This window comes from Neobacillus sp. B4I6 (assembly GCF_050434045.1).
In the GTDB taxonomy this organism is placed as follows: Bacteria; Bacillota; Bacilli; order Bacillales; family Cytobacillaceae; genus Neobacillus.
The window spans coordinates 6285480-6308030 of sequence record NZ_JBNPWB010000002.1 but is presented as its reverse complement, the minus strand read 5'-3'; the positions used below and the strand labels follow the sequence as shown (position 1 = coordinate 6308030).

Sequence of the window (22551 nt, the reverse complement as noted above, 5' to 3'; positions counted from 1 at the left end):
GACTTTTTGGTCGTACTTACAAAAGCCTTTCTTCTTATAGAAAGGCTTTTTTATTTAATAATTTTTATATAACACAAGGAGTGATCGTCATGTACAAAATTGATACGAAACTTGCCCAAATTGGAAATCGGAGTGAAACAGCAACTGGAACCGTAAATCCGCCAGTATACTTTTCAACGGCCTTCCGCCACGAGGGAATTGGCCAATCAACTGGGTTTGACTATACCCGAACCGGGAATCCTACGCGCCAGCTCTTAGAAAAAACAATTGCTGATTTAGAGTGCGGTGATCAAGGATTTGCCTGCAGTTCAGGGATGGCAGCGATTTTAACCATTCTCTCTTTATTTGAAGCTGGTGATGAATGGTTGGTTAGTGAAGATTTATATGGCGGTACATACCGCTTATTAGAAAAAGGTTATAAAAAATGGGGCTTGAATAGTCAGTATGTCAATACCTGTTGTCCGGAAGAGATTGAAAAGAAAATTACGCCTCAAACAAAGGCCATCTTCCTTGAGACACCAACCAATCCACTTATGCAGGAATCCGATATTGCCGCTGTTTCAAAAATTGCAAAACAGCACGGATTATTATTAATAGTGGACAACACTTTCTATACTCCATTATTACAACAGCCGATTACCCTTGGCGCGGACATTGTCATCCACAGTGCAACGAAATACCTAGGAGGACATAATGATGTCCTTGCCGGTCTTGTCGTCGCAAAGGGGAAAGAGCTTTGTGAAGCATTAGCCTTTCATCATAACGGTGCCGGAGCGGTACTGAGCCCGTTTGATTCTTGGTTATTAATGCGCGGTATGAAAACTTTGTCACTTCGGATGGAAAGACATGAAAAAAATGCTAAGAATATCGTCGAATTTCTTTCACAACATGATGCTGTCACAGATGTCCTTTATCCGGGACGCGGCGGAATGGTTTCCTTTAGAATCAAGGATGAAGCTTGGGTTAATCCATTTTTACAAGGCTTAAATCTAATCAGCTTTGCGGAAAGTTTAGGTGGAACGGAAAGCTTTATCACTTATCCGGCAACGCAAACCCATGCCGATATTCCAGAAGAAATCCGAATTCAATCCGGCGTCTGCAATCGTTTATTGCGTTTCTCCGTTGGACTTGAGGATTCACAAGATATAATTGAAGATTTGGAAAAAGCTTTTGCCCATGTTCAAGAAGGAGTGATTGCATAATGGCACACGAAGAATACACATTTGAAACCAGGCTCCTTCATAATAAGCACAAAATTGATCCTACAACAGGAGCGGTTAGTGTACCCATACAGCATGCATCTACTTTTCACCAATCTGATTTCGATCAGTTTGGCAAGTACGATTATGGCCGCAGTTTAAATCCGACAAGGGAAGCACTTGAAGATGTCATTGCTGAACTTGAAGGCGGGTTAAAAGGCTTTGCCTTTGCATCCGGCATGGCCGCCATTTCGACGGCATTTCTCCTGCTATCTGCAGGTGATCATATTGTCATTACGGAAGATGTCTACGGCGGTACATTTCGGATGGTCACAGAGGTCCTCACGCGGCTCGGAATTGAACATACCTTCGTCGATATGACGAATTTAGATGAAGTAAAACAAGCCATTCAGGCAAATACAAAAGCATTTTATGTGGAAACACCATCGAATCCATTAATGAAAGTGACTGACATTAAGGCAATTAGCAATTTAGCTAAGGAAACGGGCGCGATAACATTTGTCGATAACACCTTCCTTACCCCTTCCCACCAACGGCCATTGGAGTTAGGAGCCGATGTCGTGCTCCATAGTGCGACGAAATTTTTATCGGGCCATAGTGATGTCGTTGCCGGACTTGCTGTCGTCAAAGACGAAGGCTTGGCGAAAAGATTAGGCTTTTTGCAAAATGGGTTTGGGGCGATCTTAGGTGTTCAAGATGCATGGCTCGTTTTAAGAGGGATCAAAACGCTGCACGTCCGACTAGAACAATCACAAAAATCGGCTATTAAACTAGCGGAATTTTTAGATGCTCATACGCTTGTTGAAAAGGTTCATTACCCAGGGTTGGAAAGTCACCCACAATATCAAATTCAAAAAGAGCAAGCAGCTGGTCCAGGAGCGGTCTTATCGTTTGAATTGGCTAATGAAGATGCACTTCGCACCTTTCTTGCCAATGTAAAAATTCCTGTATTTGCTGTCAGTCTCGGAGCGGTAGAATCGATTCTTTCCTATCCAGCAAAAATGTCCCATGCAGCAATGCCTCAAGAAGAGCGAGAGAAGCGCGGGATTACAAATAGTCTGGTTCGCTTATCGGTCGGTCTTGAAAATCCTGATGATTTAATGAAGGATTTTTCACAAGCATTTAAGCAGGTTGAACAAAGTCAGTTGGTCTTTCAACGAGGAGAAACATCATGAGCCTTTTAGAAAAATTAAAAAATCAAATTTTAATAGCGGATGGAGCGATGGGTACACTGCTTTATTCCTACGGAGTCGATTCATGCTCTGAGGAGTTGAATTTATCTCAGCCGGAACAAATCCAAAATATCCATCAGGCATACATTGACGCAGGAGCGGATGTCATCCAAACCAATTCCTATGCGGCTAACTATTTAAAGCTGCAGCGCTATGGCTTAGAAGATTCAGTTAAAGAGATTAATAGTGCCGCAGTCCGTCACGCCAAACAGGCAGCTCAAAATAACGCTTATGTGCTTGGAACAATGGGTGGAAACCGCGGGATTAAAACGAACTCTATTACAATAGAAGAAATAAAACGAAGCTTTCGTGAACAGCTTTATTGCCTCCTTCTCGAAGGGGTGGATGGAATATTACTTGAAACCTTTTACGACCTAGAAGAACTTGAAACCATTCTAACCATTGCGAGGAAGGAAACGAAGATTCCGATTATTGCACAAGTTTCCCTTCAGGAGCCTGGATTTTTACAGGATCGGACGCCAGTAAATGACGCCTTAAAAAGACTTGAAGGACTTGGGGCGGATGTCGTTGGTCTTAATTGCCGACTAGGCCCCCATCATATGCTGTTAGCACTTGAACAGATTGAACTTCCGAAGCATGCCTATCTTTCTGCCTATCCAAATGCCAGCCTTCCAACTTATACAGACGGAAAGTTTCATTATGAAGGAGATCCAGATTATTTTCGGAACTCAGCTAAAGCGTTCCGAAATCAAGGGGTTCGGTTGCTTGGGGGCTGCTGTGGTACCACACCTGAACATATCAAAGCATATGCTTCTGAACTAAAGAATAGTGTTCCAATTACTGAAAAAGTAGTAAAATTAGAGCCAAAGAAGATAATCGTTGAATCTCTTGCGCCAAAAAGGGAGTTTACTCCCCTGCAGGAACTCGTGAAAGAAAGACCATCGGTTATCGTTGAATTAGATCCACCTAGAAAACTAGATACAACAAAGTTTTTCCAAGGAGCTAAAGCCTTAAAAGAAGCGGGAATCGATTCGATTACCCTAGCTGATAATTCACTTGCAACGGTCCGAATTTCCAACGAATCGCTTGGCTATTTAGTGAAACAGGACTTAGGAATGCGTCCGCTCATTCATATTGCGTGCCGTGACCGCAATATTATCGGCTTGCAATCGCATTTAATGGGTCTGCATACGCTTGGGATGAATGATGTTCTTGCCATTACAGGTGATCCTGCAAGAGTTGGCGATTTTCCAGGTGCATCATCTGTTTACGATGTCTCCTCTTTTGAACTTATTCAAATGATTAAGCAGTTGAATGAAGGATTGTCTTTTTCAGGGAAAGATCTGGGACAAAAGACAGACTTTAGCATTGCGGCAGCCTTTAATCCCAATGTCCGCTCACTGGAGAAAGCCGTGAAGAGACTTGAGAAAAAAGTTCATTATGGGGCAGATTACTTTATCTCCCAACCGGTTTTTTCAGAGGAAAAATTACTCGAAGTTTATGAACATACAAAGCATCTTGATGCACCAATCTATATTGGCTTAATGCCGCTTACTAGCAGTAAAAACGCTGAGTTCCTTCATAATGAAGTACCTGGAATCAAAATTGCGGATTCTATCCGCACCCGGATGGCCCAGTTGGGTGATGATCCGATTCAAGCTGCTAGAGAAGGAATTGCCATTACCAAGTCACTAATTGATACAGCTTTAGATTTATTTAACGGTATTTATTTAATTACACCATTTTTACGCTATGAATTAACTGCTGAATTGGCGTTATATACCCGTCAGCGTGCTAGTGAATTGAGGAGGAGCACCTATGCCGAAAACACCATTTACTGAACAACTCAAAAAACGAATCCTCGTGATGGACGGGGCAATGGGTACCATGATCCAGGAAGCAAATCTTACAGCGGAAGATTTTGGCGGCGAGCAGTATGAAGGCTGTAACGAAAACCTAGTCTTAACCGCCCCCTCTGTCATTGCCAATATTCATCGTGAATACCTAGAGGCTGGGGCAGATATTATTGAAACCAATACATTTGGGGCGACCAGCCTTGTTCTGGATGAATATGATTTAGGGTTTAAAGCCTATGAGATTAATAAAATCGCTGCCTTTCTTGCCGTTAAAGAAGCCTACAAACTTACAACCGATGAATGGCCGCGCTATGTGGCAGGCTCGATGGGCCCGACCACAAAAACATTAAGTGTAACAGGCGGCACGACCTTCGATGCACTTGCAGCATCCTATGAAGAACAAGCAATCGGCTTAATTGATGGAGGTGTGGATTTACTCCTCCTAGAAACAAGTCAAGATATGCTGAATGTAAAAGCAGGATTTGTTGGGATTGAAAGGGCGTTTGAAAAAACCGGTAAAACTCTGCCGCTGTTTATTTCAGGGACGATCGAGCCAATGGGTACAACGCTCGCAGGGCAGTCAATTGAATCGTTTTTTATTTCCGTTGAACATATGAATCCCGTTGCTGTGGGACTTAACTGTGCAACTGGGCCAGAATTTATGCAGGATCATGTCCGCTCGTTAGCAAATCTGGCGTCGACAGCTGTCAGCTGTTACCCAAATGCTGGTCTGCCTGATGAAGAAGGACATTATCATGAAACACCAGAGACTTTAGCCAAGAAGCTGTCTGATTTTGCCGCCCATGGCTGGCTTAATATTGTTGGCGGCTGCTGTGGTACCACGCCAGACCACATTAAGGCTATTGCCGAGGCAATGAAACAATATCAACCAAGGGAAGTCAAAACATCTACTGTTCATATGGTTTCGGGTATCGAGCCATTCATCTATGACGATCCGACTTTAAGACCGATTATGGTCGGCGAACGGACCAATGTCATTGGCTCTCGCAAATTCAAACGGTTAATCACCGAAGGGAAATTTGAGGAAGCGTCAGAGATTGCACGAGCCCAAGTCAAAGGCGGCGCGCATGTAATTGATCTTTGCCTCGCCGACCCTGACCGTGAAGAAATGGTTGATATGGAAAACTTCATAAAAGAAGTGGTTAAGAAAGTAAAGGCTCCCCTTGTGATCGATTCAACCGACGAAAAGGTCATCGAGAGAGCACTTAAATATTCACAAGGAAAAGCAATTATCAATTCGATTAACCTTGAAGATGGTGAAGAACGATTTGAAGCAGTTGTCCCATTAATCCATCGCTATGGTGCTGCTGTCGTTGTAGGCACCATTGATGAGGAAGGCATGGGAGTAACTGCGCAGCAAAAGCTAAAAATTGCCAAAAGGTCACATGATTTATTAGTGAACAAATATCATCTGAAGCCGCAGGATCTCATTTTTGATCCGCTCGTTTTTCCAGTTGGTACAGGTGATGAACAATATATTGGTTCCGCAAAGGCTACAGTAGAAGGCATCCGGTTAATCAAGGAGCAACTCCCGGAAGTACAAACAATTCTTGGAATTAGTAATGTCTCCTTCGGGCTCCCTCCTGTCGGTAGAGAAATTCTAAACTCTGTCTTCCTTTACCATTGCACCCAGGCTGGACTTGATTATGCTATTGTTAATACAGAAAAACTAGAACGGTTTGCATCTATTTCAAAAGAAGAAGTTCAATTAGCGGAGGCCCTCTTGTTTGATACAACAGATGAGTCTCTCGCTACATTCACTGAATTTTACCGCGGCAAAAAGAAAGAACCGAAAACAACCGTTCCAAATATGACCTTAGAAGAGAGACTCGCCTATTATGTGGTTGAAGGTACAAAAGAAGGCTTGCTGCCGGATCTAGACCTAGCGCTTGAAACGTATCCTGCCCCGCTTGATATTATTAATGGACCATTAATGGACGGGATGAAAGAGGTTGGCCGACTCTTTAACGACAACCAGCTCATCGTTGCTGAGGTTCTCCAGAGTGCTGAAGTAATGAAAGCAGCCGTTTCGCATTTAGAACCTCATATGGAAAAAGGCGATGTTTCTGCTACAAAAGGGAAAATCATTTTAGCTACCGTAAAAGGCGATGTTCATGATATCGGTAAAAACCTCGTCGATATTATTCTCAGCAATAATGGCTATGAAGTAATCGACCTTGGGATTAAGGTGAATCCAACTGACTTGGTTCAAGCCATTCTTAGAGAAAAACCAGACATGGTTGGTTTATCGGGTTTGCTCGTGAAATCTGCGCAGCAAATGGTGTTAACAGCACAGGATATGAAGGATTCCGGTATTGCTGTACCTATCCTCGTTGGCGGTGCGGCACTTTCTCGGAAATTCACAGATACGAAGATTTCCAAAGAATATGACGGCCTTGTCCTTTATGCAAAGGATGCAATGAATGGTTTAGCCCTTGCGAATCAATTGAATTCGGAAGAGGAAGTTCAGAAATTAATGCTTGAGAAAAATGAAAAGTTAGCCTCTTTAAATGTGCCGAGGGAGTATGAACGTCCATCCACTGTTTCCGTTGCCGTGAAACCGAAGCCAGCTGTATCGACAAAGGCTCCTGTATTTACGCCAATGGATACAAAGCGACATATCCTTAAATCGTATTCACTTTCTCATATCGAACCCTATATCAATATGCAAATGTTGATTGGCCACCATCTCGGTGTAAAAGGGAAAATCGCGAAGTTGCTAGCTGAGAAGGATGAAAAGGCTGTTAAGGTAAAAGAAGTGGTGGATCAATTACTAGCAAATGCTAGTGCAAACAATTGGATTACGCCTGCAGCTGTTTATCAATTTTTCCCAGCACAATCCGATGGGAATAAGGTCATTATTTATCATCCGGAAAATCCTGATCAAATTTTGGAAACCTTCGACTTCCCACGTCAGGAATCAGCACCAGGTCTTTGCTTAGCTGATTTTCTAAAGTCAGTTGATAGCGGAGAAAAGGACTATGTCGGCTTCTTCACCGTCACGGCTGGTAGAGGAATTCGTGAAAAGGCAGAACAATTTAAAGCGGAAGGACGCTTTTTGGAGTGCCATGCACTTCAATCATTGGCACTTGAAACGGCGGAAGGCTTCGCTGAATTAATTCACCGCCAAATGCGTGACCGTTGGGGCTTCCCAGATCCACTGGATTTTACAATGCAAGACAGGTTTTCCGCTAAATATCAAGGACAGCGTTTCTCGTTTGGCTACCCAGCGTGTCCAGAACTAGAAGATCAAAAGAAGCTGTTTAAGTTGATTCAACCGGAGGAGATCGGCATCCAATTAACAGATGGCTGTATGATGGAGCCAGAAGCATCTGTTTCTGCCATCGTATTTGCCCATCCGGAAGCTAGATATTTTAATGTGTTAAGATAAGGATTTTATATGAGATTCCGCGGAAGTTCGTCATTCCGCGGAATTTCTCTTTTTCCGTGAGCACCTCTTGTCGTTATTCCGCCAAAAGCGGATTGGATTCCGCCAAACTAAAACATGATTCCGCCAACTTTGTATTTAATTCCGCGAACCGGATTTACAGCCTTAAATCTGTGAACCTTTCTTGACATATTCCAACAAATCCACTATAGTTACCTAGGTAACTAATTAGTAATTTTTGAGGTGACCTACATAAATGAATAGCCACGAATTATTCCATACGCTGCATCAGCTATCACGCCATCTTACCAATAGACTCAATGAAGCATTAAAACCATTAGGGTTATACGGGTCACAATGGTCTGTCATTTTTGTTTTAAAAACCAAAGGCTCTTTAAGCCAAAAAGAACTTTGTGATTACTTATTTGTTGAGGCACCTCCAATGACCCGTACCATTCAACGGCTTGTTAAGCAAGGATACGTACGTCAGGTCCCCGGTAAAGACAAACGTGAGAAACTGATTCAATTAACAGATGTGGCGTTAAAGATGTTCCCCGAATGGGAAAGAAGAGTCTTTGAAACGAATCAGTCAATATTGAAGCATTTCCCAGAAACATCACAGGAAGAGCTTTTAAATTTGCAAAAAAGCTGGTTGCAACAGCTTTTATAAAAGGAGAGGATCATATGAATAAACCTAAATTATGGACGAAAAGTTTTATAAGTATTTCTTTAAGTAACTTCTTTCTATTTTTAACCTTTTATGTTTTACTCGTCACACTTCCTATTTATGCGATACAGGAGTTCCATAGCAATGCATCAGAAGCGGGATTGATGACAACGGTCTTTTTATTTTCTGCGATTATCTCCCGTCCTCTGGCTGGTCAATGGCTTGAAAAAGCTGGTCACAAAAAGGTGCTGCTTACCGCACTGATAATTTTCTCAGGCGCCTCCCTGTTATACTTTTTTCCAAAAACAATTATTGGTTTTCTTTTCATTCGTTTATTACACGGAATTGGTTTTGGCATGGCAACAACCGCTGCAGGGGCAATCGTGGCGGATCTCATTCCGACTTCACGCCGTGGTGAAGGCATGGGCTATTTTATTATGTCGACGAATATGGCGATGGTGCTAGGGCCATTTATCGGCTTAACGGCCATTCAGCAATGGGGAGCAAAAACCCTGTTTATCATCAGTGTCATTGTCGCGATTGGGGCCCTGATTACAGGTTTAAGTGTAAGGGTTAAAGAAATGGGGCAAGCAGACCACATGGTCGTCCATTCTGCGTTTTCATTTCGAAACTTTTTCGAAGTTTCCGCCATTCCTATCGCAATTGTCGGCTGCTTTCTTGCCATCGTTTATTCAGCGCTTCTTTCTTTCGTATCTGTATTTGCCACTGAAATACACCTTACCGAGATTTCTAGTCTTTTCTTTGTCGTCTATGCGATTGTTTTATTGATTTCAAGACCTTTTACTGGAAAATGGTTAGACCAGCATGGTCCCAATGTGATTGTCTATCCATCCATCGTATTGTTTGCCATTGGGATGTTTATTTTAAGTCAAAGCGGCAGCGCGGTCAGCTTTCTCCTTTCTGCAGGAATGATTGGTTTAGGCTGGGGAACACTTTTTCCAACCTTTCAAACCATCGCCATTCAAGATGCTGCGCCTAGAAAACGAGGGTTAGCTACAGCTACTTTCCTATCAATCTATGATATTGGGATTGCATTAGGCTCGTTTCTTTTAGGCTTAGCGGCCGCAAAAATGGATTATAGCTCGCTCTATTTCTTATGTTCATTCTACATTCTTTTGGGTATTGTTCTTTATTACTTTCTTCATACGCGAAAACAAGCATCGTTTAAGGAACATAAAACAGAGTTAAATAACGTTAACTCTTAATGCATGCCAACCCTTTTTAAAAATGGATAATTTAACTACAAGAACCATCAATCCGAAGCAGGAAATGATGGTTCTTTTTATTTTGCTGCCAGCACTAATCGTTGTTTGACGGTCTGCCATTAAGAAATATTTTCTAGGATGGGCAGTTGATTTTACATAAGTTTCTAATTACGCTAAGCTTAATCTAGCTTTAATTTTTTTAAAAAATGGAGGTTATTGATATGATTGACGTTCTAATTGTTGGTGCTGGGCCTACAGGAGCAAGTGCAGCCCTATTTACAGCTAAAGCTGGTAAGAAAACATTGGTTATTGATAATGATAAAACTGTGACCAAGCGTGCTTGGATTGAGAACCATTATGGTGTTGCAGAAATTACTGGACCTGACCTAGTTGAAACTGGTAAGAAACAAGCCAGCAAATTCGGTGCAGAAATTGTCCAAGCTACGGTTTCAAATATCAGTAAAACTGAAAGCGGTTTTAAAGTTGAAACCGGTCAAGGGGAATATGAGGCTAAACATGTTATCCTTGCCACTGGCATGTCTGTTGATCTAGCTGAAACAGCGGGTTTACAAACAAAGCCAGGTACAGAGCCAAGAATCAAGACTATTTTTGACGTAGATGCTGCTGGAAAAACAAATATTGACGGCATTTGGGCAGCAGGAACAGTTGCCGGTGTGAGTATGCATACCATTATTACTGCTGGTGACGGTGCCAAGGTGGCGATTAATGTTATTAGTGAAATAAACGGTGAACGTTATGTTGACCATGATGTTTTAAAAGCTTAAAAAAGGATACATAAAGGGGGAAGCCAGATGGCAGTAAAGAAAATGGACCATGTCGGCGTAATGGTAAATGACCTTAATGCCTCACTTCTTTTTTATCAAAAAGTGGTTGGGATGGAGCTAAAAGACCAATTTACGATTGCCAACGGTACGATAAATTTAGCCTTCCTTGGGTTCAATGGGTCAGACGAAACAGAATTAGAATTAGTGTATGGTGGAAATCCCGACCTTCCAACTGAAGGGAAAGTTAATCACGTTGCCTTTTTGGTGGACGATATAGAAGATGAATTCACGCGTTTAAAAGGTGTCAACGTAGTTTTCATTAGTGATGAGATCGTGACACTTCCGAACGGATATCGTAATTTCTTTGTGCAAGGACCCGATGGTGAAAAAGTCGAGTTTTTCCAAAGGTAAGTTAAATTTAAGAAAAGGGACTCAGCAGTTGAGTCCCTTTTCTTCATTGTGAGTACAAGATGCTTTTCACATAAAAATTGACAGTCTAAAACCTTCCTTTTAAAATTGGTTTAACTTGATTATCATTAGCTTTGGTAATCTTCCTAAATATTTTAAAACACATACAAGGAGCGGTTTCATACTTATCATTTTCTAGAGTAAGGGGAAATTTTATGATTAAAAAAGATACGAATCTTAAACCAGTTGTCGCTGGTTTACTGTTAGCGATTTTAATGGCAGCTATGGACAATACCATTGTAGCTACGGCGATGGCTACGATTGTAGCAGACCTCGGCGGCTTTGATAAATTTATATGGGTCACCTCTGCCTATATGGTAGCGGTAATGGCAGGAATGCCTATTTTCGGTAAGCTTTCCGATATGTACGGACGGAAACGCTTTTTTATTTTTGGACTCATCGTCTTTCTGATTGGCTCGGCATTATGCGGTATTGCCCAGAGCATCGTTCAATTAAGTATTTTCCGTGCCATTCAGGGGATCGGCGGCGGAGCCCTGATGCCGATTGCTTTTACGATTGTTTTTGATATTTTCCCACCTGAAAACCGCGGGAAAATGACCGGTTTGTTGGGGGCAGTTTTCGGAGCATCCAGCGTCTTAGGGCCGTTACTTGGGGCCTACATAACTGATTATATTAGTTGGCACTGGGTTTTCTATGTGAATGTGCCAATTGGTATTGTATCGATTTACTTAATTGTTCGTTATTATCATGAATCATTACAGCATTCCAAGCAAAAGGTTGATTGGCTTGGGGCGATAACACTGGTCATTTCGGTGGTGAGCTTAATGTTTGCCCTTGAGCTAGGCGGGAAAGAATATGCTTGGGATTCTACTCCAATCATCGCTTTGTTTGCAAGCTTCTTCGTCTTTTTTGTGGCCTTTTTCATTGCTGAAATAAAGGCTGCTGAACCGATTTTACCGCTTTGGCTCTTCAAAAGGCGCTTATTTGCCACCTCGCAAATCTTGTCCTTTTTATACGGCGGTACGTTTATTATTTTAACCGTGTTTATCCCAATCTTCGTTCAAGCGGTTTATGGTGGGTCGGCTAAGAATGCTGGATTGATTTTAACACCAATGATGCTCGGGTCTGTTGCAGGGAGTTCGGTGGGCGGTATTTTCTTGACGAAAACCTCCTACCGCAATTTGATGATTGTTTCGATTATTTCATACGTTCTTGGCATGTATTTCCTGGGTACCTTGACTGTCGATACAGCACGTTCCTTGCTGACGATTTATATGATTTTGGTTGGCTTCGGGGTTGGTTTTTCCTTTTCTTTATTACCAACTGCTTCTATGCACAATTTGGAGCCGCAATACCGCGGGACAGCCAACTCAACAAACTCATTTTTACGGTCATTTGGAATGACACTTGGGGTAACAATCTTTGGAAGCCTGCAAAACAATTTGTTTACGGATAAATTGAAAGATGCGTTTAAAGGCATGCAGGGTGCAGGAGATTTTAAAATGGGCGATCCCCGCCAAATTTTCCAAGCGAGTGAACGCTCAAAAATTCCAGATTTTATTTTAGATAAAATTGTTCATGCGATGTCGGATTCAATCACACATACCTTTTTACTAACATTGATTCCCATTGCGATTGCGGCGATTACAATCTTATTCATGGGCAATGCCCGGGTAAAAGTCAGTAAGAAACAGGTAAAAGGATAATAATTAAGCACTTGGGCGTTTTTATCCCAAGTGCTTATTTTTGTAATCTTATTCTGCAAACTTCCCGTCCATATAATCGCGATAGGCCTGGCGGATTTCTTCTTCGGTATTCATGACAAAAGGTCCCCTCGCAACGATTGGCTCATTCAGTGGTTTTCCTGCATATAACAACAAGCGAAGAGATTCCCTGGCGGTAATAGTAACTTCACTGGCTTGTCCCTCCTCGCCTTTTCCTAGCAGAAGCACATGGCCTTTTTCTGCCTCTGTCTTACTTTTTCCAAACTGACCTTTTCCTTCTAAAACATACATGAAGCCATTGTAGTCTCCCGGAAGATCCTGGATAACGGTTGCTCCTGGTTGTAAGTTGATTTCAACCATTGTCACCGGAACATAATTTTTCGTTGTCGATTGAATGCCGCCTGATGAACCGGAAAAGATTCTGATTAATACCCCATCCTCTTCGCGCACTGGCATGTCTTTGGCACGGAGATTTTGATAACGCGGTTCAGCCATTTTGTGCTCACGCGGCAGGTTCACCCATAGCTGCAAGGAATGAACGGTTTCTCCTTCAGCCGGGTCTTCGATATGGATCACGCCTTTTCCGGCTGTCATCCACTGGACATCACCAGGAATTAGCTCCCCCCATCCCGCTTTATTATCCTGATGCTCAAGTTTACCCTCAATCACATAAGTCACTGTTTCAATCCCACGATGCGGGTGGAAATCAAAGGTACCTTTTTTAAAAAAATCTTCTGCTAGAAATAGAAATGGATCTGACTCTTTCATTTGATTTGGATCCAAAACCATTCCCGCTGTATGTATTGGACTATTCTGGTGATGCTGCACCGTCCAAACACGGTCAATACCCCTTTGGAAAATTTCACTCATCCTTTGTATCCTGGTTACTAAAATCTATAAAAATCTACCCTTCGCCTCCGAACCAAGAAAAGAGACATACCGTGACGATTCTCACGTCATTCCATCAGGAAGGGAATTGAACCCTTGTCATGAACCTGCTGTTCAAGACACCCCGCGGTGCTCTGTTAGAGCCGGCGATTTGCAACAGACCATTCCTTCCATTGGTCAGCCTGCCGCAAAGATTGGATTTTAGTACCGAGACTACACCTCCTTGAATTGTAATTCCTGGTTCTTTATTATTAATGTTTTATGAATCACGTTCCATAGCTTCCAGCAATGATTTTCTTTGAATGTTTCTATATTTCTTAACAACATCCCCATATACTTCCGCCTTTGCCTGCCGTTTTTTGACTTTTTCTCGGATTCTTCCATTGACCCAAGAATGGAAATCAGTTTGGGCTTTACTAGCGTACGTACCTGGTTTAGGATTTCTTGCGGTATTTTTTCATCAAAACCAAGACCTCTTCTCCCAATAACAAAAGCAGCCGCTTCATGAACGGATAAGCCATATTTTTTACTATATTTAAACCGTCCAATGACAGATGTGTAAGCCGGGTTAACTTTTTTTATTTTAAACCCGAATTTAATTCCTCTTGAGATGATGGATTTTTGTATCTTTGTTTTTGCAAACGAATGGACAAGGCGATTGAATCGTTTATTCGTGTCATGATCTTGTTTTAATGTGATATCTTCTATAACCATAGCTCCCACGTTCCAAGTCAAAAGATACTGAATGATGTCTTTTGCGATTTCTCCTGAAATATTGGATCTGCGATTGCTTTTTACATATTCCATTTCATGACAATAAAAGGTTTTGGATTCTAATAAATTTCCCTGTTTCGTTAAAATAGACACCGCTACTCGATCAATGTTCACATCAATCCCCGCCACTCGATCAGACAGAATCATTTCATTCCAATTCAGTATGGAACCATGGACAACCTCATCGTAAGTGATATGGACATAGACCTTATTATTTTTCCGTTTTAACTCAATGGAATAGGGGCAATATTCCTCGAGATGTTTTTTCTTTGAGGTAACACCAACTTCATTAGGGAACACGATCTCAACTATTTCATTGAAAAATTTGTCGGGAACTAGAAGTTTGAATCGTAATCTTGGACTTTTTTTTCGCCCCGCAACTTGCAGTGGATTTGCCACTTCTAGATAAAATTGCTGCTCCATGTCATCGAATACGATTCGGGTATTCAAATTCCCCTTTTTAGACTTGTCACCACGAGAATAAAGAGCATTAGAACGTAAATCCTTCCAGTCATTTCTTGATATTTTCCCTTTTAAACGTTCATAAAAGTTCTTTTTTCCTCCAAAGACGACGGGAGGAATTGTCCGATCTTCCTGGTGATTTAATAAAATGGATTCCTTTACTTGAAGTTTTTCTAAGCGGGCGCTCAGTCCCTTTAAACATATCTCAAGGGGAACTTTTTTCGGCCTTTTCTTACCTGTCTGATAATCTTCTATTTTCTTGCAGGTCTTTTTAATTTTCCCTTGTACGCCTTCGATTCTTAAGGGGAGAAGTTCTTTTTGACTTGAGATGATGGCTTGGGCTTGCATCACGGCATCTTCAGCATATCTTTTGTTCAAATGAAAGAGGGCACTTACCGATTTAATTAATCTACCTGACTGTTCACCCTCTAATAGGCGATTAAAGGAATACCGCCATGCCGCACAAAAAACAGCCATTAATCGATTTAGTTTTTCAAGCTCTATGGCATTCCCATCATCAATAAGGCAAATTTTCGTTACCCTCATTCCATTCACCCCTTAAGAACAAATGTTCCGTGTTAATTATAGGGTTTTACTGGAAGGAAAGCAAGATAATAGTCTCCTTATCTTTGGTAGATTTTAATAATATTTTGTAGGTTCTTATAGATAATTTTAAGCAGTTGTATCCTCCCTTTGTAAATTATGATAATGGTATCGTTATAGAGATGTTTTATCAAATTTAAGGATTGATATGTGCAAAAATAGGATCCGCTCATTGAATACCGGGATTCGCCCATTGAAATATATTCAGAAAAATATTTTACAAAAATCGATAAAATTCGGCAGGAATTTCTATACTTCTACTAGAATTCATTCATAAATTGAGAGGAGTGTTAGTTTTGATAATAAAAGAACGGACAAAACCATTAATTATGCTTATATTAGAAGCTTTACTGCGGCGACTCCCCTACAGTCACCAAAAGTACCAACAAATTTTAGAAGAGCTTGGAAGGAGACAGGCCGGCTACCTTGGTGAGAAATCGCTCGATTACTATTATCGTGACCTTCCACAGCAGAAATATATGATCCTCCACGATTTAAACCTACCTGATGGTGACTACAACTGCCAAATTGATACCCTACTTCTAACACCTGAATTCGCCCTAACAATTGATGTGAAAAACATGGCTGGAAAATTAATATTTGATACTGAAAATGAACAGTTTATTCAAATCAACAATGGAAATGAAAAAGGTTTCCCCTATCCGATTGCTCAGGGAGAAAGACATCAAAAATACTTACAGAAACTTCTTGCTGAACATCATTTCCCTCCCGTTCCAGTTGAATATTTAGTGGTGATTAGTAATAGCTATACTACATATGCTGTTACAGGAAAAAATACCCACAAAGTTAAACCTCGAGTATGTAAGGCCGACGTCTTCTTAAACAAAATTACCCTTTTAGAGAAACAATATCCGAATCCGCTACTGACCGCTAAAGACCTCCGTAAGCTTTGCCGTCTCCTCGTGAAAAAGAATACCATTCCAACAAGCTTTGTATTGAATAAATATGGTATTCAGAAATGTGACCTGTTAACGGGTGTCCACTGCCCTACCCACTCTAATCATTCCCTTGTCCGTAAGAACCAAAAATGGTACTGTCCTGCCTGCGATACTTTTTCAAAGGATGCGCATATTAACGCACTGAATGATTATTTTCTGCTATTTGGTCCGACAATAACAAATAAGCAATTTCGGGAATTTGCTCATATAAAATCACATGATATTGCAAAAAGATTACTCAAATCCTGTAACCTTCTACATTCAGGGAATTACAGATTCCGTTCCTACTTTCCAAAGACCATCCCCTGGTATTAATGAACATAATTTCGAACTGAAATAGAGTTAAAATTTAAATTCGCTGATTGATTGGCCAAATTCGCTGATTGAAAGCTAAAATTCGCTGATTGACCACATAAATTCGCTGATAGAACGTAAATTTAATCAAATATAGCAAGAAATTTAGCTTATAAAAGCAAAAAGGACACCTAAATTAGGTGTCCTCTACCATAATATTGAGGAACGCGAGTATCTTTTTCAAAAAATGCCCCCTCGTTATACCTCGAGATCCTTTCCTTCTTCGACTACATGGAACAGAAGATGGGCTAGATGATGAATCGGGCCATATTCTTCCTCGTCCTCATCGTCTGGTTCCTCATTAAACTCCATGTCATTTAAGAATAGCGCCATAAATTCGTAAAAGTCCTTCAATTGGAAGGAATAGCAGCCAACTGGGTCTTCATTGTCTTCCTCATAATGCAATACCATATAAGAGAGGTCCCCGTCCTCATCTTCTGCATCAAAAAACACAAATAGACCAATGTTTGTGTCGAGCTCAAATAAATGCCTTGTTCCACCTTCCGTGGCTTTCGTAAAATCTTCTTGACTAAGTTTTTGAATCTGCATGCTATCTACATTATCTTCTTGATGGAATCCGACAACAAATGATTTCATGTTTTCCTCCTTCATTCTTTTCCGTAATAAAAAACACATGTCAATAGCATACCCTAATTCAAGCACGTTTCATTCCTAATCAGTTAAAAATAGGGAAAAAGGTGACATCATTAATCACACTGTTTCTCTTCCCCTTCAAAATGTTCATTTAATAGTGTATTTTCACTTGGAGCGAAATTAACTGACTGTAAACTCATTTTCGGTTCCAGTCCGTAAAGTTCGTCGACTGATTTCCCCTCATTTTTCTCACTTGGAGATTTTTCTTTTTTCATTTTTATCACCTCTTTCATAATAATATTTTCCTAGTATTGTCTGCCTTAATTTTAATTAACATTCCAATCCTCAAAAAAAAAACCCCTGATCAGTTCAGGGATTTTTGATAACGATCAGCCAATTGGCGGTTGAATGGGATGATATGCAGGGCCACCAGTTGAATAGGCCACGTCACTGCTTGATGTTGACACTTTCACATCCTTAGTTGAAGTAAAAAGAGCAATCAGTGAGATTGAAAACATTATGACAACAAACTTTTTCATAAAAATTGCCTCCTTGGCTTTAAGTTATTTTATTTAAATAAGTAACTGCATCAACAACCATACCCTTTTGATTGTAATAATCTGCAAGCATTTTATAAAAACAGGTTAGGTCATCACTATGTTCATTTTCCTCTTCAAAATAGGGAATTACCTTAGATTCCAAATATTTAAACGCTTTTGCTGGAGAGGCCATATGGAGGAGATAAAAGTCCGCCAAGAGTCTATATTTTTTAACCCCCAGCTCTTTTGACAGTAAGTTAACTTCTTGGAAGCAGTCTTTTGCTTTTTCGATGGAGTTAAGTGAATGGTGCAGCTCACCAATCGCATGTAATGTGACCAGATAGTGCTGATTTTTGTTTGGCTGCAAGGCCAAACTTTTTTGATAATAGTACAGAGCTTCCTTTGCATTCTTCATTTTAAATTGCAAATGGCCCATATTATGATAGATCTCGGGAAGTAATTTAACTTTCTTTAATAATTCTGCGTTACGGATTATGTGCTGAAAACACTCCTGTGCTTCCTCATATATATTGGAGTGGGTATAATTAATCCCGAGCAGCATAAGTGTGTGGAGAATTCGGATGAAGTTATGCTGATTCATGAATATTTGCAGGGCCATCTTACCAAAATGGATAGCATGTCCTGATTGCTCAAGTGAGCTTTTTACAAGTGATCGATGATAGAGAAATTCCCCACTTGATGCTTCATTATTATTTTCTGTATGTAAAACATCGAGGATTTCATCCGCATTTTGATATTGACCCTTCCACATTAAGAATATCGCATGATAGTATCGAAATAAATAATCTTCATGTTGGGAAAAATTTTTCTTTTGCTTATATAAAAGAGCTCTTTGATGCTCTGCATCTTCAACAAGTCCCTTAAATATAAGATATCTAAATTTATATAGCTCGTAGATATACATATATTTGGAGTATGGGATGAGGTGTTCTATTTTCACTAGTTTCTGATAATTTTCTTCTATTTCATCCCTTAGATAAAAATTAATCTTACCGTCTAGCCTTCTTAATAAGATCTTTATTTCTTCTTCTTTTTCCTCCATCTCTTCTAGGCTTATGTTTAGCCGCTTGAGTAACAGGGAAATTGTTTCTTCGTTTGCTTCTTTTGAATTGTTCTCAATTTTACTTAAATGCGGGACAGAGCAAATCCCTTTGGAAAGCTCAGCTTGTGTCATTCCTCTTTGAGTTCGATAGAATTTAATCAGAGCTCCAAATTCCATAATACCACCCAGCGTGCCTTTCCTTTTTACACTATTTTACAACAATTTATGTATTTCTTACAGATACTTTTCAGATTATTAAAAAAATAAGAATTTTAGTACCACTTAAAACTTGGGAAAATTTTTATAATATACAAAAAAACCAGCCCTCCGAAGGACTGGTAAATCTAAAAATATTTCTTTTTCCAAAAAACGAAGGCTGTTAAACTTGTTAAAAAAGCAGAGATTACTAGTGGTATTGCATAGGAATGAGTAGCATGCTGGAATGGGATATCAACGTTCATCCCATAAAAGCTCGCTACCATCGTTGGGAATGATAAAATAATTGTAATGGAAGTTAAGAATTTCATTACAATGTTTAAGTTATTAGAAATAATCGATGCAAAGGCATTCATCATACCTGTTAAGATCGAGCGATAGGTTTCGGCCATTTCAATCGCCTGTGTTTTTTCAATAATCACATCTTCTAATAAGTCCTTGTCTTCTTCATACATTTTTAAATAGTTAAAGCGTAAAATTTTATCGAGGACAACCTTATTTGACTTTAACGAGGTCGTAAAATAAACCAAACTTTTCTCTAAAGCCAGAAAGGCGAATAGCTCTTTATTTTTCAACGATTGATGAACAACGCGTTCAATTTCATTTGTTTTCTTGTTAATTTGCTTTAAGTACCGAAGATAATAAGAAGAGATGACAAACAGAATTTGCAACGCAAAGCGTGTCTTTTTAAACGTAAAAAACTCTTTCACTCTGTTTTTCCGAAATTCTTCTAAAATCGGTGTATCTTTTAAGGAAACGGTAATGATACATTCGTCCGTAAGAATTATACCGATTGGAATGGTTTCATAACCAGCAAAACCATCTTCATCATGAACAATGTAGGGAAAATCGACAATGATATAGACCCGGCCATCATCACGTTCAATCCTCGGGCGTTCTTCATCATCCAGGGCATCTTTGATGATATCCACATCCACTTGAGCATCCATTGATACCTTATTAATTTCTTCTTGTGTTGGGGCATACATATTGACCCAGCAGCCTTTTGAGATTACATCTACTTGTTCTAAAACTTTTGTCTCCGTGCTTTTAAAAATTTCCAGCATGACTTAACCTCCTCACTCAATTTGTTTGAGGAAGCCAACAACCTTTTCTAGAGTTGATATTCTTGATATTCAATTCAATCCATTCAAAGATAACATTGACTTCCCCTCGCCTACTTGGGTCCGGGTCTACGGAATAACTCAAAAATATCAACTCCCTCTAACCTTATATATATCCTTTCCTATCATAAACCCTAATCATCGAAAGTTCAAAGGAGTTTTTTTGGAATTATTCATCTTTCTCAAAATAGGGATTTAAATGAATTAAAACTTCCTGAATGTTATCAAATTTATCCATCAATTTTTGTTTGATGGTTTTTGCGAGGTCATGCCCCTCCTTGATCGTTTTATAGTGATCAATCGCTATACGTAAATCAACCAATACATAATGACCAAGTTCTCTTGCTCTAATCCGGTCAATTCGTTTTACCTCTTGGAACTCGTTAACAACCGCGATGTATTCCTGAAGTGTCTCTGTATTAATATTACGTTCGAGTAAGATGTCAAATGCCTCTGTTAACATTTCCTTCGCTATTTTAAAAATTAAGTAGGCGACAAAAATACTGGCTGCCTTATCTCCGTAAAGTAAAAAATGGATATCGAACCGATTCCCCGCTATTGAAAGGAGAACCCCTATTGCAGCAGCAATTGATGCGACAATATCTGCTTTATGGTCAAAGGCAATTGCCTCAATGGCTTTACTCTTATTCTGTTTCGCAACCTTTAATGAACTGCGGTATAAAATAACCTTGGTTACATATGAAAATAGGGCAACCCACATCGCTAGAAAACTGGGTGATTCCACTTTATGAAAGAAACCGCTAATGCCTTCGTAAACCACATAAATGGCGACGAGAAAAAGCAATATACCAATAATGCCTGAAACAATGACTTCGGCCTTCCCATGTCCATAAGGATGTTCATTATCGGCAGGCTTATTAGCAATTTTAATCACTAACAGCACAATGACAGATGCAAAAACATCTGCGGCTGAGTGGATTCCATCTGCAAAGACCGCGTCACTATGTCCATACCAACCAATGACTATTTTGCCTAATGTAAGAATAATGTTACTGATTACACTGATCCAGGCTACTTTTTTAGCCAGAGTTTCTCTCATCTCCATAAGTAAACCACCTTTAAAATTACCTCTAGAAATCATAGCAAACGTAACCTAGATGGGTCTAGAGAAAAAGTCTTGCCTGCTTCAAGCTATGTTGGGCATACACAAAATCATAATCCTTCTTCACCTTGACTATCCTCTTTTACCATTTCGATCTCTTCAACAACAGAAATTTTATTGATTTGGTCATGCAGAAAATGAAAAGCTTCGTCTAACTTTTCCCGAGATGGGAATTCATTTTTTTCGTTCATAATGTAACCTCCATTTGAGATTTATTTTTTATTGGGAGTAATCCTGTCAAAAAAAGAAAAAAATACCCTTGTATCAAACACGAAAAGGGAGGAATTAAGATGGACAATAAGAATCAGAAAGCTAATCCAAAGAAAGAATTGGCAGGTAGTTTCTATCATCCAAGTTATTATCAAGAATCAGATGACCTTTCTGCCGGGCTTGCCACTACACATGAGCAAGCTAGTGACACGTATACAGAAGGTGAAATTGGCGCAGTGATTGATGATGTAAACGGTAAGGATATCCCCATTCCACAAAAAGGCTATGATAAACAATAAAATTAGAGAAAACAGCTCTCACTTGAAAGCTGTTTTCTTTTTTTAACCCATCATTTATCATCATGATCAACGTAAGGGTCGTGTTCAAATGCAGGTAAATCCCCAAAGCTTGTCATGATTCCTTCCTCATCAAGGGCATCTTCATATTTTTCATGCTGAGGGTTTGGATAAACCTTGATTTCATTACCATACATGTCATTTCCAACGAAATTTTCATAGTCCTCGACATAGCCAATGTTTTCGTCTGCTTCAGAATAGATATCAGTATAACTATCCTGTGGGAAGGCTAAATCAGATGGAGTTTCGGATGTTCCCCATGCTGCAACTGTCTGCCAAGAATCTTCGGCATCATATGCAACATTCTCATCTTTTTCATCCATATCAAACTTACCAAATGGCGGCATCCAAACGCCTTCTTCAACTGGTCGTTTGCGTGAAGTAACCTGATCGGGGCTGTGCTCGATACAATAGGTTGTATTTGGCAAAGCCTCTAAACGTTCTAACGGTATTTCCTTTCCGCATACCTCACAGTTTCCATACGTTCCATTTTCCATTGCTTCTAATGCATGATTTATGTTTCTTAGTTCAAATTGATAATGTTCATTTAAAGCAATATCTTTCTCCCGTTCATATAATTCGGTTCCTTCATCGGCTGGATGGTTATCAATGCTGGATAACTCCCCCATTGACTCATGAAAATGACCTCTTTCTAATCCAAAATGATCATTTTGTTCTAAATGCCCTTCCACTTCACTCTTTTCCTGTAACAACTGTAACCGTAACTCAGCTAGCTGCTGTGTCGATAACATGTGATAAACCCCTTTCAATGAAAAG

Annotated in this window: 21 protein-coding genes; 11 read left to right on the top strand and 10 right to left on the bottom strand. The window is 40.0% G+C overall.

The features are described 5' to 3' along the window. Window positions 1-89 precede the first annotated feature (89 nt). The 9 genes from QF028_RS33270 to QF028_RS33230 all read left to right on the top strand — a co-directional run bounded on the left by QF028_RS33270 (window position 90) and on the right by QF028_RS33230 (window position 12491). Entirely contained in the window at window positions 90-1202 is a 1113-nt protein-coding gene (locus QF028_RS33270; RefSeq protein WP_429472137.1) for a methionine biosynthesis PLP-dependent protein, read from the top strand. Further along, the gene (gene metC, locus QF028_RS33265) at window positions 1202-2395 is read left to right on the top strand and encodes a cystathionine beta-lyase (protein WP_429472135.1); all 1194 of its coding nucleotides are present in this window, start codon (window positions 1202-1204) and stop codon (window positions 2393-2395) included. Before QF028_RS33270 ends, metC begins: the two co-directional genes overlap by 1 nt. Further along, window positions 2392-4254 (top strand): bifunctional homocysteine S-methyltransferase/methylenetetrahydrofolate reductase, encoded by a 1863-nt coding sequence (locus QF028_RS33260; protein ID WP_429472133.1) that lies wholly within the window; start codon window positions 2392-2394, stop codon window positions 4252-4254. The genes metC and QF028_RS33260 overlap by 4 nt, the downstream gene beginning before the upstream one ends. Further along, the gene (gene metH / locus QF028_RS33255; protein WP_429472131.1) at window positions 4232-7681 is read left to right on the top strand and encodes a methionine synthase; all 3450 of its coding nucleotides are present in this window, start codon (window positions 4232-4234) and stop codon (window positions 7679-7681) included. The genes QF028_RS33260 and metH overlap by 23 nt, the downstream gene beginning before the upstream one ends. Before the next feature lie 253 nt (window positions 7682-7934). Next, entirely contained in the window at window positions 7935-8348 is a 414-nt protein-coding gene (locus QF028_RS33250; RefSeq protein ID WP_429472128.1) for a MarR family winged helix-turn-helix transcriptional regulator, read from the top strand. A 14-nt stretch (window positions 8349-8362) separates the two neighbouring features. After that, entirely contained in the window at window positions 8363-9571 is a 1209-nt protein-coding gene (locus QF028_RS33245; protein ID WP_429472126.1) for an MFS transporter, read from the top strand. A 221-nt stretch (window positions 9572-9792) separates the two neighbouring features. Beyond that, a complete protein-coding gene (locus tag QF028_RS33240) occupies window positions 9793-10356 on the top strand; it encodes an FAD-dependent oxidoreductase (RefSeq protein ID WP_429472123.1) in 564 nt (187 codons plus the stop codon). 27 nt (window positions 10357-10383) lie between these two features. Further along, window positions 10384-10767, top strand: a complete 384-nt coding sequence (locus QF028_RS33235) for a VOC family protein (protein WP_410882720.1) — start codon at window positions 10384-10386, stop codon at window positions 10765-10767. Between the two features lie 212 nt (window positions 10768-10979). Further along, window positions 10980-12491 (top strand): MDR family MFS transporter, encoded by a 1512-nt coding sequence (locus QF028_RS33230; protein WP_429472121.1) that lies wholly within the window; start codon window positions 10980-10982, stop codon window positions 12489-12491. A 48-nt stretch (window positions 12492-12539) separates the two neighbouring features. Here QF028_RS33230 and QF028_RS33225 read toward each other — a convergent pair whose 3' ends face one another. After that, window positions 12540-13379 (bottom strand): pirin family protein, encoded by an 840-nt coding sequence (locus QF028_RS33225; RefSeq protein WP_429472119.1) that lies wholly within the window; start codon window positions 13377-13379, stop codon window positions 12540-12542. 231 nt (window positions 13380-13610) lie between these two features. After that, entirely contained in the window at window positions 13611-15179 is a 1569-nt protein-coding gene (locus tag QF028_RS33220) for an IS200/IS605 family accessory protein TnpB-related protein (RefSeq protein WP_429472117.1), read from the bottom strand. A gap of 353 nt (window positions 15180-15532) precedes the next feature. Between QF028_RS33220 and QF028_RS33215 the strand changes: the two genes are divergently transcribed. After that, window positions 15533-16510 (top strand): nuclease-related domain-containing protein, encoded by a 978-nt coding sequence (locus QF028_RS33215; protein WP_429472115.1) that lies wholly within the window; start codon window positions 15533-15535, stop codon window positions 16508-16510. 237 nt (window positions 16511-16747) lie between these two features. Here the strand turns inward: QF028_RS33215 and QF028_RS33210 are convergent, their stop codons facing one another. From QF028_RS33210 to QF028_RS33180, 7 genes are all read right to left on the bottom strand, one after another. Next, on the bottom strand, window positions 16748-17146 hold the full coding sequence (locus QF028_RS33210; RefSeq protein WP_098930793.1) for a cytosolic protein: 399 nt from the start codon (window positions 17144-17146) through the stop codon (window positions 16748-16750). Window positions 17147-17256: 110 nt separating this feature from the next. After that, window positions 17257-17418 (bottom strand): hypothetical protein, encoded by a 162-nt coding sequence (locus QF028_RS33205; RefSeq protein WP_179195941.1) that lies wholly within the window; start codon window positions 17416-17418, stop codon window positions 17257-17259. A 114-nt stretch (window positions 17419-17532) separates the two neighbouring features. Continuing rightward, entirely contained in the window at window positions 17533-17682 is a 150-nt protein-coding gene (locus tag QF028_RS33200; protein ID WP_429472112.1) for a hypothetical protein, read from the bottom strand. Window positions 17683-17701: 19 nt separating this feature from the next. Further along, window positions 17702-18922, bottom strand: a complete 1221-nt coding sequence (locus tag QF028_RS33195; protein WP_429472110.1) for a tetratricopeptide repeat protein — start codon at window positions 18920-18922, stop codon at window positions 17702-17704. Window positions 18923-19089: 167 nt separating this feature from the next. After that, window positions 19090-20028, bottom strand: a complete 939-nt coding sequence (locus tag QF028_RS33190) for a magnesium transporter CorA family protein (RefSeq protein ID WP_088089439.1) — start codon at window positions 20026-20028, stop codon at window positions 19090-19092. A 226-nt stretch (window positions 20029-20254) separates the two neighbouring features. After that, a complete protein-coding gene (locus tag QF028_RS33185; protein WP_410882707.1) occupies window positions 20255-21151 on the bottom strand; it encodes a cation diffusion facilitator family transporter in 897 nt (298 codons plus the stop codon). A gap of 107 nt (window positions 21152-21258) precedes the next feature. Next, window positions 21259-21399 carry a hypothetical protein gene (locus QF028_RS33180; RefSeq protein ID WP_215002630.1) on the bottom strand — a complete coding sequence of 47 codons (141 nt, stop codon included), beginning with the start codon at window positions 21397-21399 and terminating at the stop codon, window positions 21259-21261. 99 nt (window positions 21400-21498) lie between these two features. Here QF028_RS33180 and QF028_RS33175 point away from each other — a divergent pair, with 99 nt between their 5' ends. Next, the gene (locus tag QF028_RS33175) at window positions 21499-21717 is read left to right on the top strand and encodes a YozQ family protein (protein ID WP_098930799.1); all 219 of its coding nucleotides are present in this window, start codon (window positions 21499-21501) and stop codon (window positions 21715-21717) included. Between the two features lie 50 nt (window positions 21718-21767). On the opposite strand, the gene QF028_RS33170 is transcribed toward QF028_RS33175, so the two are convergent. Next, window positions 21768-22526, bottom strand: coding sequence for a yteA family sporulation protein (locus QF028_RS33170; protein WP_429472107.1), 759 nt, complete (start codon window positions 22524-22526; stop codon window positions 21768-21770). Between the last annotated feature and the right edge of the window lie 25 nt (window positions 22527-22551).

Bases quoted from the DNA above. Each gene is read 5' to 3' on its own strand.
- QF028_RS33185 (WP_410882707.1), bottom strand. From the start codon at position 21,151: ATGGAGATGAGAGAAACTCTGGCTAAAAAAGTAGCCTGGATCAGTGTA.
- QF028_RS33175 (WP_098930799.1), top strand. From the start codon at position 21,499: ATGGACAATAAGAATCAGAAAGCTAATCCAAAGAAAGAATTGGCAGGT.
- QF028_RS33200 (WP_429472112.1), bottom strand. From the start codon at position 17,682: ATGAAAAAGTTTGTTGTCATAATGTTTTCAATCTCACTGATTGCTCTT.
- QF028_RS33210 (WP_098930793.1), bottom strand. From the start codon at position 17,146: ATGAAATCATTTGTTGTCGGATTCCATCAAGAAGATAATGTAGATAGC.
- QF028_RS33190 (WP_088089439.1), bottom strand. From the start codon at position 20,028: ATGCTGGAAATTTTTAAAAGCACGGAGACAAAAGTTTTAGAACAAGTA.
- QF028_RS33195 (WP_429472110.1), bottom strand. From the start codon at position 18,922: ATGGAATTTGGAGCTCTGATTAAATTCTATCGAACTCAAAGAGGAATG.
- QF028_RS33225 (WP_429472119.1), bottom strand. From the start codon at position 13,379: ATGAGTGAAATTTTCCAAAGGGGTATTGACCGTGTTTGGACGGTGCAG.
- QF028_RS33180 (WP_215002630.1), bottom strand. From the start codon at position 21,399: ATGAACGAAAAAAATGAATTCCCATCTCGGGAAAAGTTAGACGAAGCT.
- QF028_RS33220 (WP_429472117.1), bottom strand. From the start codon at position 15,179: ATGAGGGTAACGAAAATTTGCCTTATTGATGATGGGAATGCCATAGAG.
- QF028_RS33250 (WP_429472128.1), top strand. From the start codon at position 7,935: ATGAATAGCCACGAATTATTCCATACGCTGCATCAGCTATCACGCCAT.
- QF028_RS33240 (WP_429472123.1), top strand. From the start codon at position 9,793: ATGATTGACGTTCTAATTGTTGGTGCTGGGCCTACAGGAGCAAGTGCA.
- QF028_RS33260 (WP_429472133.1), top strand. From the start codon at position 2,392: ATGAGCCTTTTAGAAAAATTAAAAAATCAAATTTTAATAGCGGATGGA.
- metH (WP_429472131.1), top strand. From the start codon at position 4,232: ATGCCGAAAACACCATTTACTGAACAACTCAAAAAACGAATCCTCGTG.
- QF028_RS33205 (WP_179195941.1), bottom strand. From the start codon at position 17,418: ATGAAAAAAGAAAAATCTCCAAGTGAGAAAAATGAGGGGAAATCAGTC.
- QF028_RS33245 (WP_429472126.1), top strand. From the start codon at position 8,363: ATGAATAAACCTAAATTATGGACGAAAAGTTTTATAAGTATTTCTTTA.
- QF028_RS33230 (WP_429472121.1), top strand. From the start codon at position 10,980: ATGATTAAAAAAGATACGAATCTTAAACCAGTTGTCGCTGGTTTACTG.
- metC (WP_429472135.1), top strand. From the start codon at position 1,202: ATGGCACACGAAGAATACACATTTGAAACCAGGCTCCTTCATAATAAG.
- QF028_RS33170 (WP_429472107.1), bottom strand. From the start codon at position 22,526: ATGTTATCGACACAGCAGCTAGCTGAGTTACGGTTACAGTTGTTACAG.
- QF028_RS33270 (WP_429472137.1), top strand. From the start codon at position 90: ATGTACAAAATTGATACGAAACTTGCCCAAATTGGAAATCGGAGTGAA.
- QF028_RS33235 (WP_410882720.1), top strand. From the start codon at position 10,384: ATGGCAGTAAAGAAAATGGACCATGTCGGCGTAATGGTAAATGACCTT.